Source organism: Streptomyces sp. NPDC050485, from assembly GCF_044458185.1.
Taxonomy (GTDB): Bacteria; Actinomycetota; Actinomycetes; order Streptomycetales; family Streptomycetaceae; genus Streptomyces.
Map to the genome: position 1 here is coordinate 38602 of NZ_JBITHR010000022.1, position 14478 is coordinate 53079.

The 14478-nt window shown below is 70.8% G+C and carries 14 protein-coding genes; 5 read left to right on the forward strand and 9 right to left on the reverse strand.

The window, feature by feature from the left end:
- Positions 1-93 precede the first annotated feature (93 nt).
- Positions 94-918, forward strand: coding sequence for a hypothetical protein (locus tag ACIBK6_RS32895; protein WP_399055495.1), 825 nt, complete (start codon positions 94-96; stop codon positions 916-918).
- A 509-nt stretch (positions 919-1427) separates the two neighbouring features.
- Here the strand turns inward: ACIBK6_RS32895 and ACIBK6_RS32900 are convergent.
- Positions 1428-1790 (reverse strand): DUF4333 domain-containing protein, encoded by a 363-nt coding sequence (locus tag ACIBK6_RS32900; RefSeq protein ID WP_399055497.1) that lies wholly within the window; start codon positions 1788-1790, stop codon positions 1428-1430.
- A gap of 473 nt (positions 1791-2263) precedes the next feature.
- Positions 2264-2599 carry a hypothetical protein gene (locus ACIBK6_RS32905; RefSeq protein WP_399055499.1) on the reverse strand — a complete coding sequence of 112 codons (336 nt, stop codon included), beginning with the start codon at positions 2597-2599 and terminating at the stop codon, positions 2264-2266.
- Between the two features lie 490 nt (positions 2600-3089).
- Between ACIBK6_RS32905 and ACIBK6_RS32910 the strand changes: the two genes are divergently transcribed.
- The 4 genes from ACIBK6_RS32910 (at position 3090) to ACIBK6_RS32925 (ending at position 5963) form a co-directional block, all read left to right on the forward strand.
- Entirely contained in the window at positions 3090-3662 is a 573-nt protein-coding gene (locus ACIBK6_RS32910; protein WP_399055501.1) for an RDD family protein, read from the forward strand.
- Between the two features lie 39 nt (positions 3663-3701).
- Complete coding sequence (locus ACIBK6_RS32915; protein WP_399055504.1) at positions 3702-4523, forward strand: immunity 49 family protein; 822 nt, start codon at positions 3702-3704, stop codon at positions 4521-4523.
- 499 nt (positions 4524-5022) lie between these two features.
- Positions 5023-5433, forward strand: a complete 411-nt coding sequence (locus ACIBK6_RS32920) for a hypothetical protein (RefSeq protein ID WP_399055506.1) — start codon at positions 5023-5025, stop codon at positions 5431-5433.
- Positions 5430-5963 (forward strand): GntR family transcriptional regulator, encoded by a 534-nt coding sequence (locus tag ACIBK6_RS32925; protein WP_399055508.1) that lies wholly within the window; start codon positions 5430-5432, stop codon positions 5961-5963. The genes ACIBK6_RS32920 and ACIBK6_RS32925 overlap by 4 nt, the downstream gene beginning before the upstream one ends.
- A gap of 40 nt (positions 5964-6003) precedes the next feature.
- Here the strand turns inward: ACIBK6_RS32925 and ACIBK6_RS32930 are convergent, their stop codons facing one another.
- From ACIBK6_RS32930 to ACIBK6_RS32960, 7 genes are all read right to left on the reverse strand, one after another.
- A complete protein-coding gene (locus tag ACIBK6_RS32930; protein ID WP_399055510.1) occupies positions 6004-7290 on the reverse strand; it encodes a hypothetical protein in 1287 nt (428 codons plus the stop codon).
- A 130-nt stretch (positions 7291-7420) separates the two neighbouring features.
- Positions 7421-8971 (reverse strand): DUF2637 domain-containing protein, encoded by a 1551-nt coding sequence (locus tag ACIBK6_RS32935; protein WP_399055512.1) that lies wholly within the window; start codon positions 8969-8971, stop codon positions 7421-7423.
- 187 nt (positions 8972-9158) lie between these two features.
- Complete coding sequence (locus tag ACIBK6_RS32940; RefSeq protein WP_399055514.1) at positions 9159-12950, reverse strand: LysM peptidoglycan-binding domain-containing protein; 3792 nt, start codon at positions 12948-12950, stop codon at positions 9159-9161.
- A gap of 5 nt (positions 12951-12955) precedes the next feature.
- Complete coding sequence (locus ACIBK6_RS32945) at positions 12956-13393, reverse strand: pilus assembly protein TadG-related protein (RefSeq protein WP_399055516.1); 438 nt, start codon at positions 13391-13393, stop codon at positions 12956-12958.
- A gap of 15 nt (positions 13394-13408) precedes the next feature.
- Complete coding sequence (locus ACIBK6_RS32950) at positions 13409-13846, reverse strand: TadE/TadG family type IV pilus assembly protein (RefSeq protein ID WP_399055518.1); 438 nt, start codon at positions 13844-13846, stop codon at positions 13409-13411.
- Positions 13843-14265 (reverse strand): TadE/TadG family type IV pilus assembly protein, encoded by a 423-nt coding sequence (locus ACIBK6_RS32955; RefSeq protein WP_399055520.1) that lies wholly within the window; start codon positions 14263-14265, stop codon positions 13843-13845. The genes ACIBK6_RS32950 and ACIBK6_RS32955 overlap by 4 nt, the downstream gene beginning before the upstream one ends.
- The gene (locus ACIBK6_RS32960; protein ID WP_399055522.1) at positions 14262-14459 is read right to left on the reverse strand and encodes a hypothetical protein; all 198 of its coding nucleotides are present in this window, start codon (positions 14457-14459) and stop codon (positions 14262-14264) included. The genes ACIBK6_RS32955 and ACIBK6_RS32960 overlap by 4 nt, the downstream gene beginning before the upstream one ends.
- Positions 14460-14478: the final 19 nt, after the last annotated feature.

Below are 14478 nucleotides of genomic sequence, written 5' to 3' on the forward strand. Positions count from 1 at the left end.
GCCAACGGAAGACGTGGGGACCGAGGAGAGGTGGCCTGTCACGGTGTTCGGCCGGCCGTCGCGCCGTCGCCGAGGTGAAGTAGCGTCAGGGACATGACCATGCCACCTCCGTCGCCGCAGCCGGGTCCCTACGCTGCGCAGCCCCAAGGCCCCTACGGCACCCCGCCGCCCGGCCCCTACGGTGCGCAGCAGCCCTGGCCGCAGCAGCCCCACGCCCAACCGGGTTTCCCCGTGCAGCCGTTCCCGCCGCAGCAGGGCTGGGGGATGCCCCCGGTGGGGCCGCCGCCGCGCAAGAACCGGGCCGGTCTGGTGATCGGCATCATCGCGGTCGTGCTGGTGGTGCTCGGCGGGCTGGGATTCGTCGCGAGCAGGGTTGCCGGGGTGGCCGGGGGCTTTCCCGAGGCGAAGTACCGGCTCACGGTGCCGCCCACGTTGCTGAACGGTCAGTACACCCTGGCGCAGGACGTGTCCGAGGTGGGCAGGGAGAGCCTCAAGGGCACCTCGCAGGCAGAAGTCCGCGATCCCCAGTCGGCCGTGGGCCAGTACTCGGGCGCCAAGGGCGACGGCACGTCGATAGTCGTGGGCGGCTACTACGGCAGGGTGAAGGCCCCCGAGCGGCAGCGCGACGGCATGCTGCGGGGCGCCGCGGAAGCGGACGGGGCTACCCTCGTGACGCCTCCCAGGGACGCCACCCCTGCCGGCTCGGACGTCAAGATCTCCTGCGAGGTCCTGACCAAGTCGCAGGGCGCCATCACCTTCAGCTTCCCGATGTGCGCATGGGGCGACAGCAACACCGTGGCAAGTGTCGGGGTCGTCACCCCCGCGTCAGCCACGCAGAAACCCGCCGACGTCGATGTCACCGAAGCCGCCGAACTGGCCGTCAAAGTACGCGCCGAGATCCGCAAGCCGATCGGCTGAGGAGAAGGACAAAGCAGAAGGTGCGGTAGCGTGGCAGCTCTTTTGGGGAGAACTGCTGCCCGTCGAGGAAGGCGTGGGCGGCGGTGGCGATGCTGACCTGGTGGTACCAGCCCGGCCAGGAGCGTCCACGCCGCCATACGGTCTCGAAAAGGGCCTGCTGCTCCCCAAGCGCACCGCCGCGGCCAACCACCTTCAGAATTAGGGGAGTTCGCTGACGCGTGATCAGACCCTGTGTCTGAACCCCGAAACACCAAGTCAACGATGACCCATTTGCCCGTCTTTGTCGTTGATCGAGCATGACTCGCACAGACAACACGACCAAGGCGCCGACCGAATTCGCGATGCCTGAGGCTGCCCTGATCAGGGCAGCGCTGTCCGATGCGGACTGGCACCAGTTGCTGCACCACAGGCCAGAACTGGCGGTGCCTCGACGTCCACCGAGCCACATGCCGAGCCGACAGCGCAGCTCCCACACACTCACCCTTCGGTGAACTCGTTTTGGAATCGTCCTAGTTCGGAGCAGGCGAACTCTTATCGTCGGCCTTCATGTCGAAGTTGACTTGGTCCTTGGCCGCCGAGGTGACGTTGACCGTCACACCAAGGGTGCGGCCGTCGCTCCCCGTGAGGGTGCAGCGCATGGTGGTGCCGACCTTGCCGACGAGATCCTCGGGGCAGGTGACGTGCGGCTTCGGCTGTCCTGTGGTGGCGGCGAGCTTTTCGGCGACGGTGTCGGCGACCTTGTCAGCCGACAGCTTCGGCGTGGACTTCCCGACCTCGACGTGGGCCGAGCAGCCCACCAGCAGTGTGCCGGCGGCGACGGCCGTGACGGACGCGAGGACCGACGGGGCTATGGGCATCCGGGCTTGGAACATCGTGCACTCCTGGTCGGCAGGCCAGCAGGCCAGTGGGGCGAGAGGACCCCCGGAGTTTAGAGCCTGCATGTGAGGCCGCCATGACAAGGCTCGTTTCGAGTAGGCAATCCTCGTGGCGGTGGAAGCGCGGTCGGAGCGTTGTGGGAACGGCTTGTTGCCGCGACGGAGTGTGCCGAGGGACTGGCGCGGACGGCCCGCCCGGTGGTCGAGGAGAGCCAGCGGCTGGTTGACGCGAGCTGTCACTTGAGGCGTCAACGTGCCCGGGCGCCGACGGCGGCCCATCTTCTGGCGAACGACGCCCAGGACTCCCTGGTCGCACGGGAGTTACTGTTCCGACTCGCGCTGATGCACCCGGAGACCGCCATCGTCTGGGCCGACTCGGCCTACGCCAAGAACGAGCTCATCCCCTGGGCGAAGAAGTACCTCGACAGCACCGTCAAGACAGTCCGCCGCCCACCGGATTCCCACTCTTCTCAAGCGACTTCGTGGCGCACGTTTCGTTTGAACCAGGCGCTGGCAGTGCGCTGGCTGAGCAGCACCACCACGGTAATCGCGCCGATGACGGCGAAGATGCCGCCCTGGATCCCCCGGGCTGTCCCGCTCAGCGCCAGGACGATCTGCACGCTCGCCAGCACAATGGACGTTATCCGCACACCGTTTCCTGCCGTTCGGTAGCGGAAGGCGAGGACGAACAACACGCAGCCCATGAAGTTCTGTCCGAAGGTGGCGCCCGCAGCCTGCGTGTTCTGGGCCATGCCCACCACGACCGACATCAGCAGGCAGAGCCCCATCATCGCGAAGATGGTCACCTGCGCAGCACGGACACTGCCCGGCATGGTCACAGGTGCAGTGGGCGGAGCTCCGTAAGGCGGCGGGTACTGAGCGGGGTACGGGTGTGGCTGAGGTGGATATTCGTTCGACATGAAGGCACTGTAACCACCCTGCGACCGGTGGTTCACCCGACATCACGCAGGTCGCAGGGCTGGTGCGTCACCCCCGGGGCAGTGGAGCTACCAATTCGGCGAAGACCGGGTCGGCAGCCGACAGTCGGGGCCGTCTTCAGCGTCCAACGCCAACTACCGCAACCTCCTTCCCCCTACGGGGCGTTCGAGGCCCAGTAGTCCGGCGCTGCCGTGCGGCAGAGGCGGTCCTGCCGTGGTCTGCGCGACGGCCGAGCTCTGGGCTGTGCCGGTCTCGGTGCATCCCTGGAACCTGGCGCCGTGGGGACGTTGCGAGCACGCAGTATCGTCGAGCCCTTCAGTTCAGGGGCTCTGACCGCCTCATGGAGGGGACACACGCGTGAGCGACATCAAGACGGCGGCGCATCCAGTGGCACCCGCTGTGCCCTGCCCCATCGGCAATCACCTCCGCCGGGACCTGGCCGTCCTCCTGGACACGATCTGGGCCCTGTTGTGCGGACTTATCACCCTGATCATCAGCGTGGTCGTACAGGAGGGCCTGGCAACCTACACCGGTTCCGAGGTCTCATGGAAACTGGTCGGTCTGCGAGGCCTGGCCGTCGCTGCGGCTGCGATGATCGCCGGATCCTTCACCAATCAGGTCCTGCTGACCATGTGGACGGGTGCCAGTCTGGGCAAGTTCACCACACTGCTGTGCGTGGTGCGGGTCGAGGACGGTGCGCGGCCCCGCTTCCGGCCGACGGTGCGCCGCTGGCTGTACGGCCTGGCCTATCTCATCGCCGTCCTGCCGTTCGCCGCCCTGGGCCTCACGGACTTCGGGGGCTCGGACGGCCCTCGCCATGACGCCATGGGACTACGCATCGTCCGGCGCTCATGCGTCAAACTGCGCGGACAGTGTCCGGACTGCACATGGAATCACTCGCGACGGCGTACTGCCCCGGCTCGGGTGTAGCGCGTGTAGCGCTAGACCGGCGTTCCGCCGGCTGCGCCCTTGCCCCGGACCCTGCTGCCGCTCGTCCCCATCGCCCTGGCCGCGGTCGCCTACCGGACGCTGGGCTGGGCGCCCGCCGTCCACACCGCGTACCTGCCGCATGCGCTGGTCACCGGCTTCGAGACGCGCGGCCCGCGGGTCGCAGGGTTCGGCCGCAGCCGGCGGCCGGACGCGGTCGCCGCGCTCGCCGCGGGCCCGCTGGTGGTGGAACGGCCCGCCTGCGAGCGGATCGCGGCCATGTACGAGGAATCCCTCCGCAAGGCGCTCACCCCCGCCGAGGGAGAACCAGCCGAGGCCAGCGTCGAGGGACACACGTTGTCGTCCCCGGCCGACCGGGGCGAGGTGATCGGTGCTGGGAACTGGCAGCGGGCTGTCGCCTTCGCCCTGATCACCGGTGCACGTGAGGACCTCGCCCCGCTTATCCTCACCGGCCCCGTCTTCGCCCGCCCGGACGGCTCCGCCTTCAGCGCGTACCGCGAAGCCCTCCACGCCTACTTGAAGGGCGCCGATCCGGAAGCGGCCGCGCAGCGGGCCCTGGAACAGAACGAGAGGGCCAGGGACTGGGGCTTCGCCATGCCGCCGGCCGTGCTGCTGTCGCAGCTGGTGGAGGGCGACGAGGAGAGCTTCAATCTGGCACTGGCCGACGCGCTCGAAGCGCACCGCGACTACTACCAGGTCGCCGACCGCGCCGACGACCCGGACGCCTCCGTCAACCTCGACATCCTCGCCCTGGCCTGCCACGCCCGCCGCCGCGGCTGGGCGATCCGCGTCGAATCCCCCTACCTTCCGCAGGACCTACTGCGGGCCGCCGAACCCTTCTAGGAGCGGCGCAGCCGGATGCGGGGCCCACAGCAAGGACCGCGACGTCAGCGGCCCGGCGGGCGCCACAGATGCTCGACGAGGCGTGCGAGGTACAGCGGAATGTCCAGTGCGAGTTCGAGTAGGCGCCTGTGTGGAGGCCTGTAGCACCTGGCTGCACTGGTCCCTGGCCTTCCGGTCGGCGTTCCGCACCCCTGAGCGCGGCACTAGCGACATCGACCTCTACGGCGGACCGTCGCCACGCTGCGCACGGTGTGGCGGGCTGCCGACGATCGAGCCCGCAGTGCCGGGCTGCGGAACCCCGCCGACGCGATACGGATAGAGGCCGCGCACCACTGGGCGGCACTGGTCCCTGGCGCACTGCCGAAACGCCGTGTCCGTCGCCTCCGCAGGCCATGCGGCCGTTGGGGAAACGGCGATGACCGCCGAGACCCGGAAGCACGCGGTGGCTCGGCCCTAGCCCGGTGTTGCGATGAACGCAAAAAGCTGCGACCATCGCAATATGAATCCCGTAGCCGAACTGGCCGCACTCCTCCACCCGTTGCCCGAGCCCGGCAGCGTGTCCCCAGCGGAGTGCTTCGACGATGCACGCGAAGACACCGAACAGGCCCGCAAGGAGTTCGCCGACAATCTCCAAGCTGCCTCACTGGGGCTGGAAGCGGACCCGCTCCTCCTGGCCCTGGAAGAGGCTTACGCCCAGAAGCGCATGGCCGACTGGCGCATCCGTAACCTGCTCGCCTACGCACGGGAGTTCCACGCCAAAGGCAGGTACTCCCTGAAAGAGCTCGGTGACCTGTCCGGATACACCTTCTCCGGGGTGCGTACTGCGTACGGCAAGAGCGAGATCGCCCAGATCGAAGAACAGATCGGCCGGGCCCCGCGCCGAGGTGCCCGCGAGGAGGACACCGCATGACCAGGCTGGCGCTGCGCGAGGAGCAGCCCGGCATGGAGGCGAGTCCTTGGCCTACTGCCCGCGCGCTGGACTTCGAGACGGACGGCCGCTATGCCTACCTCCAGATCGCCGACTTCTTGCGAAGGGACATCACGTCCGGGCGTTTGCGGGCCGGCATGCGGGTCCCGACCGCACGAATGCTCCAGGAGGAATTCGGTACGGCCTCCGTCACCGTCCAGAGGGCAATGCACCTCCTCAAGCGTGAGGGGTACGTCTATTCCGTGCAGGGACGGGGAACCTTCGTGCGCGAGCGTGCGGCGAACTCGGAAGGGTCCGCCGCACAGCGTGGCGGAGGGGCCGCCCGAGCAGCAGAAAATCCCCCCAACGAGAGCTACGACGGGCCGGTCGCCGAGCCTGCTCTCACCGAGCCGGTCACTGCACTGAGCTCCGAGCTCGCAGTGCTCACCGAGCAGATCGCCGCGCTGGCCGTCGAGTGCTCAGCGTTGAGGGGGTTGATACGAAACATGACGCCGCAGAGCGGGCGTGGGTGACGTCGCCCACCGGACGGCGCCGGGCCCCATGCGGGCAGGGTCAGCAGCCATACTCGTTGAGGACCGCCCGGGTTGCCTGGTCGAGCGGCTGCAGCGGGTGTGTGCTGCCGTCGTTGGCCGGGCCCAGGCGCAGCGTCGTCCCGCCGCTCATTGGGGTCACCTTCAGCACGCCGTCGTCGACCATGGCCTGGATGGTGTCGTGCCGGTAGGGGCTGGCGGCGAGGCATTCGTTCGCGTATTCCCGGTCGTAGCGGTCGTACGGGCCGGCGAAGTAGTAGCTGGCGAGGGAGCTTTGCCCCTGCCACACCAGGATCGCGACCAGGGCAGCCGCGATGCCGGGTACCGCCGCACGGAGCCCCGGCGCCTTCATCAGTTTCGGTGCGTGCCGGGTGATGAGCCCGGCGCCCGCGGACGCGATGAGGACGGCGGCCATGAGCAGCAGGGTGAGGTGGGACAGCAGGTCGGCCTCGCGCCCGAAGATCAGCGGCAGCGCCGCGCAGCTGAACACCAGCCAGCTCAGCCCGGCCAGCGTCACGCCCTGAAAGAAGCTGAGCTTCGCCGGCCACTTCGCGCGGTCCGGCACGAACTGCCTTTCGCGTCCCATCCAGCGCCCGGCGCCGCGCAGCCGCCCCGGCTGCGGAGCTAGGCCGTCCGACCGGTGCTCGACGAGGAGAGCCAGGACCGCGTCGCCGAAGCCGCGGGCCCGGGTGTGGACTGCGGACCGGTCGCGCGACAGCTGGTTGAACTCTGCCTCGCGGCCGGGCTGGATACGCACGCCATCGCCCCTGGGGAAGGCACGGTTGAGAGGGTGCCCCGGGTCGGGGAATCCGGGCAGCGTGGGCGCCGACCTGCCACCGCCACCGACCAGGTTGGCCATGGGGGCGCCCGTGCGCTCGGGGATGAACGCCTCGTACAGGCGGTCCAGGTTCCGTTCGCCGTGGAGACTGGCCTGCAACGCTTCGGCCTGCTGGATGACGTCGGCAAGCAGGGTTTCGGAAGGGGCGCTGCGCATCCGTTCCAGTGCGGCATCGCGGGGAACGGCCCGCCATACTCCGCCGCGCCGCTCTCCAGCGCGCGCTTCCCACACATCGCGGAACCACGGCCACGGGCGGGCGATCGGGAGCCGCCGGGGCGGCTGCCGGTCGGTGAGGTGCACCCGCAGCAGGGCGCTTGCGCTCCGCAGGTAGTCGGCCCCGGCTACGTACGAGATGACCTTCGCGGTCGCACGTTCCGGCCCCGAGGCGTCGTCGGCGCGCTGGGCGGCTGCCCGGGCGGCGTCGCCCTGGGCACGCAGTTCGGCGATCGCCCGATGCCAGTGGCTGCTCACCGGCCGCCCCCTTTCCCTGTGCCGGGTCTGGTGTCGCCCTGAGGCTACCGGCCCGGTCCGACACGTCCCCCCTTCCCGGCCAAAGTCACCGGCAGGGAACGGGGAGTGCGTAGGGGCGCGTGGGGCGGGGTCAGGCTGCCATCGCGGAGTGGGAGTCGGCGTGCTCTCGGTCATCGTGGTGGGACCAGCTCAGGTCGACGTGGGTCGCTCCCTCGCGGACCAGGATGGGCCCGTAGGTCTTCTCCAGCCTGCGGTACTCGTTGCCGCCGGAGTTCGGGTTCTTGTAGCCGGCCCACTTGCCCAGGTCTGCCTGCGACAGGGCCACGCCGGCGGCCTGGTGGGCGACGTAGAGCCGTTCGGCCCGCTGGCGCTGGGACAAGTTCGCCGGGAGCATTGAGAGGTCGATCTCGATGCTCGCCCGTTCCCGTGCCTCCTCGTCACCCTCATCGCCGGGCGGCGTGTCATGCTCCGGCTCCTCCTCGTCCTCGTCGGCGGACTCGTCGCCGGGAAGCGGGGTGTCCTCGGCCCTCAGGTCCGGGGGCGCGGCCGTCCCGGAGTCGCCGGACTCTGGCACACCTTCCGGGCCTTTCGCAGCCTCCGCCTCGCCTTCGGGTTCCGGCTCAGGCTCGGGTTCCGGCTTCAACTCCGGCTTCGGCTGCGGCTCTTGAGCGGGCGCCGGGCGCGGCTCGGCCAACGCGGCGGGAGCCGGCTTCTCTTCGGTCTTCGGGGCCGGATCCTGCCGGCCTTGCGGCGTGGTGGCGGACCCGGAGGGCGCGGCGGCGACCGGCGGTGCCGTTGAGGCCGCTGCCGTGGTCGTAGGTGTCTGGGCCTCCTGGGCAGGGGGCAGCGAGGGGAGGAGCGGCAGAGCGTTCACCGGTGCTGCGCTCGCCACGGTCGCGGCCGGGGACATGGCGGTCTCGGCCCGCTCTACGGTCACTTCGGCTGCGGGGGCCGCAGCCGCCGCGGGGCGGGGACGCTGGGAGCCGATCACGCGGACGTTGTCGACGGTCGCCAGGAGTTCGGAGCGCCACGCCTTCCACATCCGTACCGGTGCGCCGATCGGCCAGGGCAGCCACAGCAGAAGGCTGTAGTCCCGCTCCCGGTCGGCCTTGCGGCGCTTCTGTCGGCCCATGATCACCTGTTCGATCTTGAGCAGGAGCATCTCCAGCAGGATCGCGTAGACCAGCGGCGGCACCACGGCGAGGAAGGCGCTGCCGGCGCCCGCTCCCGGGGCGTGGAGCAGGTTCATGATCGCGGAGGCGCTGACGAAGCCCAGCAGGAGGATCCGTGTGATGGCGGACGAGCGCAGGGTGAGGGCCTCGAAGAAACGGATCAGGCTGAGGCTGAGCGCGCCGGCGTCCAGGAGCAGAGCGAAGCCCGTCGCCGCGTCCCAGTCACCGCCGTTGTGGGCGTGGGCGTACTCGCGCTGGGCTCCGAAGGAGAGCCAGGCGGCGATGCCCGCAAGGACGAACATCATCACGCAGCCGACGCCGAGCGCGATCACGGCGAGGCGGCGCTGCCAGGCGTTGCGGCGCTGGAGGGCGAGTTGGGCCCGTTCCTCGGCGGTGGCGTTCTGTTCCTCGGCCCTGCGGCGGTTGCCGAGCAGCATGGCGACGACAGCGACAGCGCCGATCCCCGCCACGGTGAGGCCGGCGGACAGCGCCCACTGAAAGATGGTCATCAGCGGCCACCCGTCCGGGTACGGCCCGCCGGGGTGGCGGGCTCGGCGGGCGGGACGGCGGCGTGCGGCCGGCGGCTCATGTACGCGGACTCCTTGGTCGGATCGTTGGCCGCAGAGGCCCCTCGCTCTCTACAGGTGTGATCGAGCGGTGCGGTGTGACACCGAAGGCCGGTGCATTTGAAACGGCTCATGAGGCGGCCGATCCCCAGGTGGGGGGCTGGGTCCTCTCGCCCTTGAGGAGGGTGCGCAGCAGGCCGACGGTCTCGGGTGAAGAGTCGATGCCCTCGACCGCGTTGATCCGGGCCAGTTGGGCGGCGGCGCGCTCCAGGCCCTCGCGGTCGCCCATCTCGTGGCAGATCGTGAACAGGTCTCTGTACAGCAGCTCCGACTGCGCGTCGACGAGCATGCCCTTGGTGACGGCCTGGGCTGCCGCCCGGTAGTCGCGGACCTGGCGGCGCCGTTCGGCGAGTTCGTGGGCGACGTCGACGATCGCGCTGATCATCTCCTGGATGTCGGCTTCGGCCCAGATGTACTTGGAGGGGTCGACGTCGGCGAAGGGACGTCCCCGCACCAGCGCCAGGGCCTCGGCGAGCGCGATGTCGGCGTCCGGTCCGTCGTGGTGCATGCCCTGTTGGTAGAGCTCCTGGAACTGGCCCCAGTCGGAGGTGACTTGGTCGCTGAAGGCGTAGATGCCGCCCTTGATCGGCGGGAGATAGGCGTCCTGAGGGCCGTCGGCGGGCAGGTGGGGCGCGGTGCCTATCCAGGAACGCAGCCGGCTGATCGCCGTGTTGCGGGACTCGGCGATGATGCGCATGCCGGGCCAGATGGCCTCGTCGAGGTCCTTGCGGCTCAGCCCCGGGTGCAGCACCAGCCATGCGGCGATCTCCACAAGGCTGCTGCGGCGGTTGCTGCCCACCCGGCCGCATGCCCCGACGAGGCTCACCGGACCGAGCACCTGTACCTGGGGTGCGGTCGGCGGCGCGGGGGGCGTGGCGAGGGCTGCCAGCACGGTGGAGGTCGCGGCACTCGGCCTCGGGACGATACGCCGCTCGGCCGGTGCGGGCCGGTCCACGCCCGTGTCCGTGTCCGCGCCGAGCGCGGCCGCGGACATGCCGGGCCCGTCGGCCTCGCCATCGCCGGTATCGCCAGTGTCGTCGGTTTCCTCGTCGTCCTGTTCGGCCAGTACTTCGCCGAGGGCCGTGTCGAACTTGTCGGCGGCCGTGGGACTGTCCCACACCTCCGCGCCGAGCGCGGAGGCCTCCTCGTCTTCCGGCTCCTCTTCGTACGGCGCCTCGTCGGCGTCGTGTTCGGGTTCGACGGCGCCGGAGTGTGGGATGCCGCGTTCGACGCCGGCCGAGTCGGCGTAGGTCTGCGGGGTCTGGCGGGCAGGGGGCCCGGCGACGGCGGGGGACAGCGCGCTCGCACCGTCTTCCTCGGCCGGACCGGAGGTGCCGCCGGCCGTTGCGGCGGTGTCGGCCGTGAAAGCGGGCGCAAGGGAGGTGAAGTCGGGGAGCGCGGCGGCCAAGTCTCCTCCCGGGGACGCGGTGTGGGCGGGTGCGTAGGTGTCGGCCGCGAGCGCGGAGGCCTCGGGGGCGAGGGCGGAAGCCTCCTCGGCAGGGCCGGCGGTTGCCCGGGGCCCGTTGTCGGCCGGGCCGGTGTGGCCGGTCCAGGCCGGCGGCGGCACGTCGTCGGTCCGGCTGGAGGTGGCGAGGAGCTGGACGAGCCGGTCGTAGGCCCCATCGTCGAGGTACTGCAGTTTCACCGCCAGGTCCAGGCCGGGCAGTTCGACCAGGGCGCCGGGCTGGGCGGGCAGCGTCCAGGTTCCGGGCAGGTCGAGTTCGCCCCCGGCAGCGGTGACGACCGCGACCGAGGTCCGCGGACGGGAGGTCAGGAGGTCCTCGAGCACGGCGGTTGGCGAGCCTGTGGGCGGGGTGGTGGCGACGAGGATGCGGGGGATCCAGGAGTCACCGGAGGTCTCGTCGTCCAGCCGGGCGGACCGCAGATGGTCGTGGCCGGTCTCGGCGAGCGCGTCACGCTGGAAGGCGTCGTGCGCCTTGAGGGCGGCGGCGGCCTCGGCCAGGTTGGTGTGGTGCTCGACCTGGTCGGGGTAGAGGTGGTGCAGGTCGCTGCCGGCTCCGGCGAGCACGATCTGGGTGTCACCGGCCAGCTTGGAGGAGGCCAGCTCGATGGCGAGGGCGAGCGTGACCGCACGCACGTCGGCGGGGCTGCCGGCCAGCCGCAACAGGCCGATGTTCTCCAGGTCGACCAGGACCGCGTCGCCTTCCTCGGTCTCACCGAGGCTGACCAGCGCCGGGTAGGGCGGGGTGACGTCGGCGGCCTGTTCCTCGCCGAGGAGGGCGGCACCCCGCCTCGGGCACCACCACACCGCCGGATTGTCATCGCGCTCGGTGAACGGTGCGACGGGCGGGGTGGCCGCGGCCAGGTGGAGCTCGAGGCCCCGCGTGGTGATCCGTATCGCCTCGACCTCGGGCAGCGGACGGCCCGCCTCATGGCAGTTGAAGGCCAGGGTGCGCAGGGCGAGGTCGGCCAACGCGGTGCCGGTGATGTCGGAGACCGTCCGCAGCTGCTTCTCGAAGTCGGCGCTCGGACCGGATGGCATGGGGATGCGGCGCTTGGCCCGGCGCCGGCGCTGCTGGCGGGTCCGCCGGACGGCGATCACGCCGAGCACGGCGGCGGCCAGGATGCTCCCGGCTGCCGCGACCGCGGTCACGCTCTGGCCGCTGTCCTCGGACGTGTCCTGCTGCGCCTGCTCGGCTGGTGCGCCGGTGGCCGGATGGCCGGAGGCCTCGTCAGGTCCGTGAGGCTGCGCGGGCGGCTGCTCAGCGGGCGCTTCGGGCCGGGCCGTGGCCTGCCCGCCGCCCGGCTGCTCCGTGCCCGCGTCCTTGCCGCTTCCGTCCTGACCGGGACCCTCTGCCTTGCCGCCCCCGGCGTGAGCGGGGGGCTGGGCCTGGTCGTGCCGGCCTGTGCCCGGCTGCTCACCGGCGTGGTCGTGCTCCGGCGCGGGCTGGCGTTCCTGCGGAGGAACAGCAGTGCCCGAGTCCCGCTGCCCGCTGCCGGCGGCGGGAAGCTTCAGCTGCCAGCCGGGGTAGATGTCGTCCGGGTCGCCGAGGGTGCGTCCGTCCGCCTGGGCGACGCCCTTGTTGGCGTCGACGATCTGGGGGTAGTCGTCCGCATTGCCGAGCTCGTCCTCGGCGATGGCGGACAGGGTCTCGCCGGGCCGGACGGTGTGGGTTGCTTCGTGGGCGGTGGCGCCGGTCTGTGGCCGCTTACCGCCGTCGTTGTCGGCCGCGGGCGCGGCGTCGGTCGGCAGCCTCAGGACCCAGCCGGTCTGCAGCAGGGTGGTATCGGCGGTGATGACAGACCCGTCCGCCTGCGCGACATTCTTGTTGGCCTCGACGATCCGGTGCCATTCGATTCCGGCACCCAGGCGCTTCTCCGCGATGTCCCAGAGGGTGTCGCCGTCCTGGACCCGGTGGACCGGCCCATCCCACGAACCCGCAGTCGCGGCCTTCGCAGCCGTGTGCGACCCGGCCGTCACGGATGCCGTGGCCACGGTCGCCGACGAGAGGGGAGCGGCGGTGGCCGGGGTGGCGAACGCCGTTCCGGTGGGCAGCAGGATGAGAATCCCGCCGATGAGCGCGCCGGCCAGCTGCTGGGAGCCGCCCAGCATGCGGATCCGCGGAACCCTGCGGTGGCGCAGCGCGGCGACCGTCTCCAGAACGACCGAGATCACGAAGGTGAGCCAGCCGTACCAGCCGATGAGGGTGACCGCGCCCAGGAACAACTGGCCCGTGTCGGGGCTGGTGAGCGCAGTGGTGGACTCGCCGATGCCGGGGACGTGATCGGGCAGGACCCCGATGGCGAGCAGCACGCAGGGCACGCCGGCCACGATGGCGACCAGGACGGTGAGCGCGAGGAGTGCGCGGATGATGGTGGCTGCTCTGCTGCGGTTTCTCATGACCCTTACCCCCGGTAGACGAGGTTGGCGCTGCCGTGGCCGGTGACGGACCAGTTGCCGCCGCCGAGGAACTTGGGGTGGTAGGACTCGGTGACACTCACCTGCAGGGACCCGCCGTCCTCGCTCACCTGGACCGTGCCGCTGACGCCGGCCCGGCTGAGGTAGGTACGGGCGGCGGCGACGGCTGCGTTGCGGTCGACACGGACGCCCCCGCCGGAGATGGCCTTGCCCGCGTCGACGGCCTGGCCGCCGGCCCGCGCGGCTTCATGGGCGACGCCCTCGGCGTGGGTGCGGGCCCGCAGCTTTCCGCCGCCGTCGATGACGAGGGCGGCCACGGCCAGCAGCGCCACCATGGTGGCGAGGACGAACAGGCTCATCGCGCCGCGGTCGTCGCGCAGGGCACGGCGTATCCGCAGGGCGAGGGCGGGGCGGGCGGGTGTCATGAGGAGGTGGTCCTGTCAGCCGCGCTGGCGGTAGGAGTCGATCGACGAGGTGAAGCTGCTGATCATGGTCTTGGTGCCGGGCAGGCCGGGCAATCCGATATCGGAGAGCCGCACGGTGCAGCGCACGGTGGCGGTGGTGGAGGCCGGCTCGCCGATCCGGGCGGAGAACCCGGCGGTGGAGACGGAGACCGACGTGCTGGTGCACTGCAGCCCCTGCTGGCTCAGCACGCTGCGTGCCATCTGCTCACCGCTGCTGCTGGCGGCTCCGCCGGTGCGCTCGAGCGAGGCCGCGCGCGCGGCGTTGCGGGCGGCGGTGTCGACGGCGTTGCCGGCGGAGCTGATCCGGCCGAACGCGATGACCAGGAGCAGCACCAGGATGAGGGCGGGGAAGAGGATGACGGCTTCGAGGGACAGCGCGCCGCGGTCGTCCCTGAGCCTGCGGGCGAGGGTCACCTGGCCTCCGTGATGCGCTCGGCGGCCGCGTCGGCGTGCTGGTCGATCCGCAGCCGGAGGCCGGGGATCATCGTGTCGACGTAGCCGGTGACGTGGATCCGCACGGTCGCCCCCTTGCTGCCGGTGACCGAGGCGTTGGAGATGCTGCCGCCGGCACGGGCGAGGAAGTCGCGGGCCTCGGCGGTGCCGGTGCCGGCGGACGCGCCGCGTACGCGGGCCGACTCCACCCCCAACTGGGCTGCGGACAGGGCCACGTTGCGGGCGTGCCACCACAGTCCGACGTGGACGACGAGCAGGATGACCAGCAGCACGGCGGGGAAGACGATCAGCATCTCCAGGGACACGGCTCCGCGGTCCCGTGCGCTGCGCTCGGTGAGCGCGCGGGACCGACGGCGAAGTGCCCTGCGGAGGTGGCTCACTTGATCGTGGCCGCCTTCTCATTGACCTTGCTGAGGATGACCGCGCCGGCTATCGCGGCGACGACGACGAGACCGGCCACGATCATGATCGTTTCGATGGAGATGGCGCCGCGGTCGTCGCGGACGTTGCGTACTCGTTCGATGCGGGCGCTGAAGAAGGCCTTCAGGAAGGTGAGGTTCGAGTCGATGCCCATGGCGGATTTCCTTGTCTCT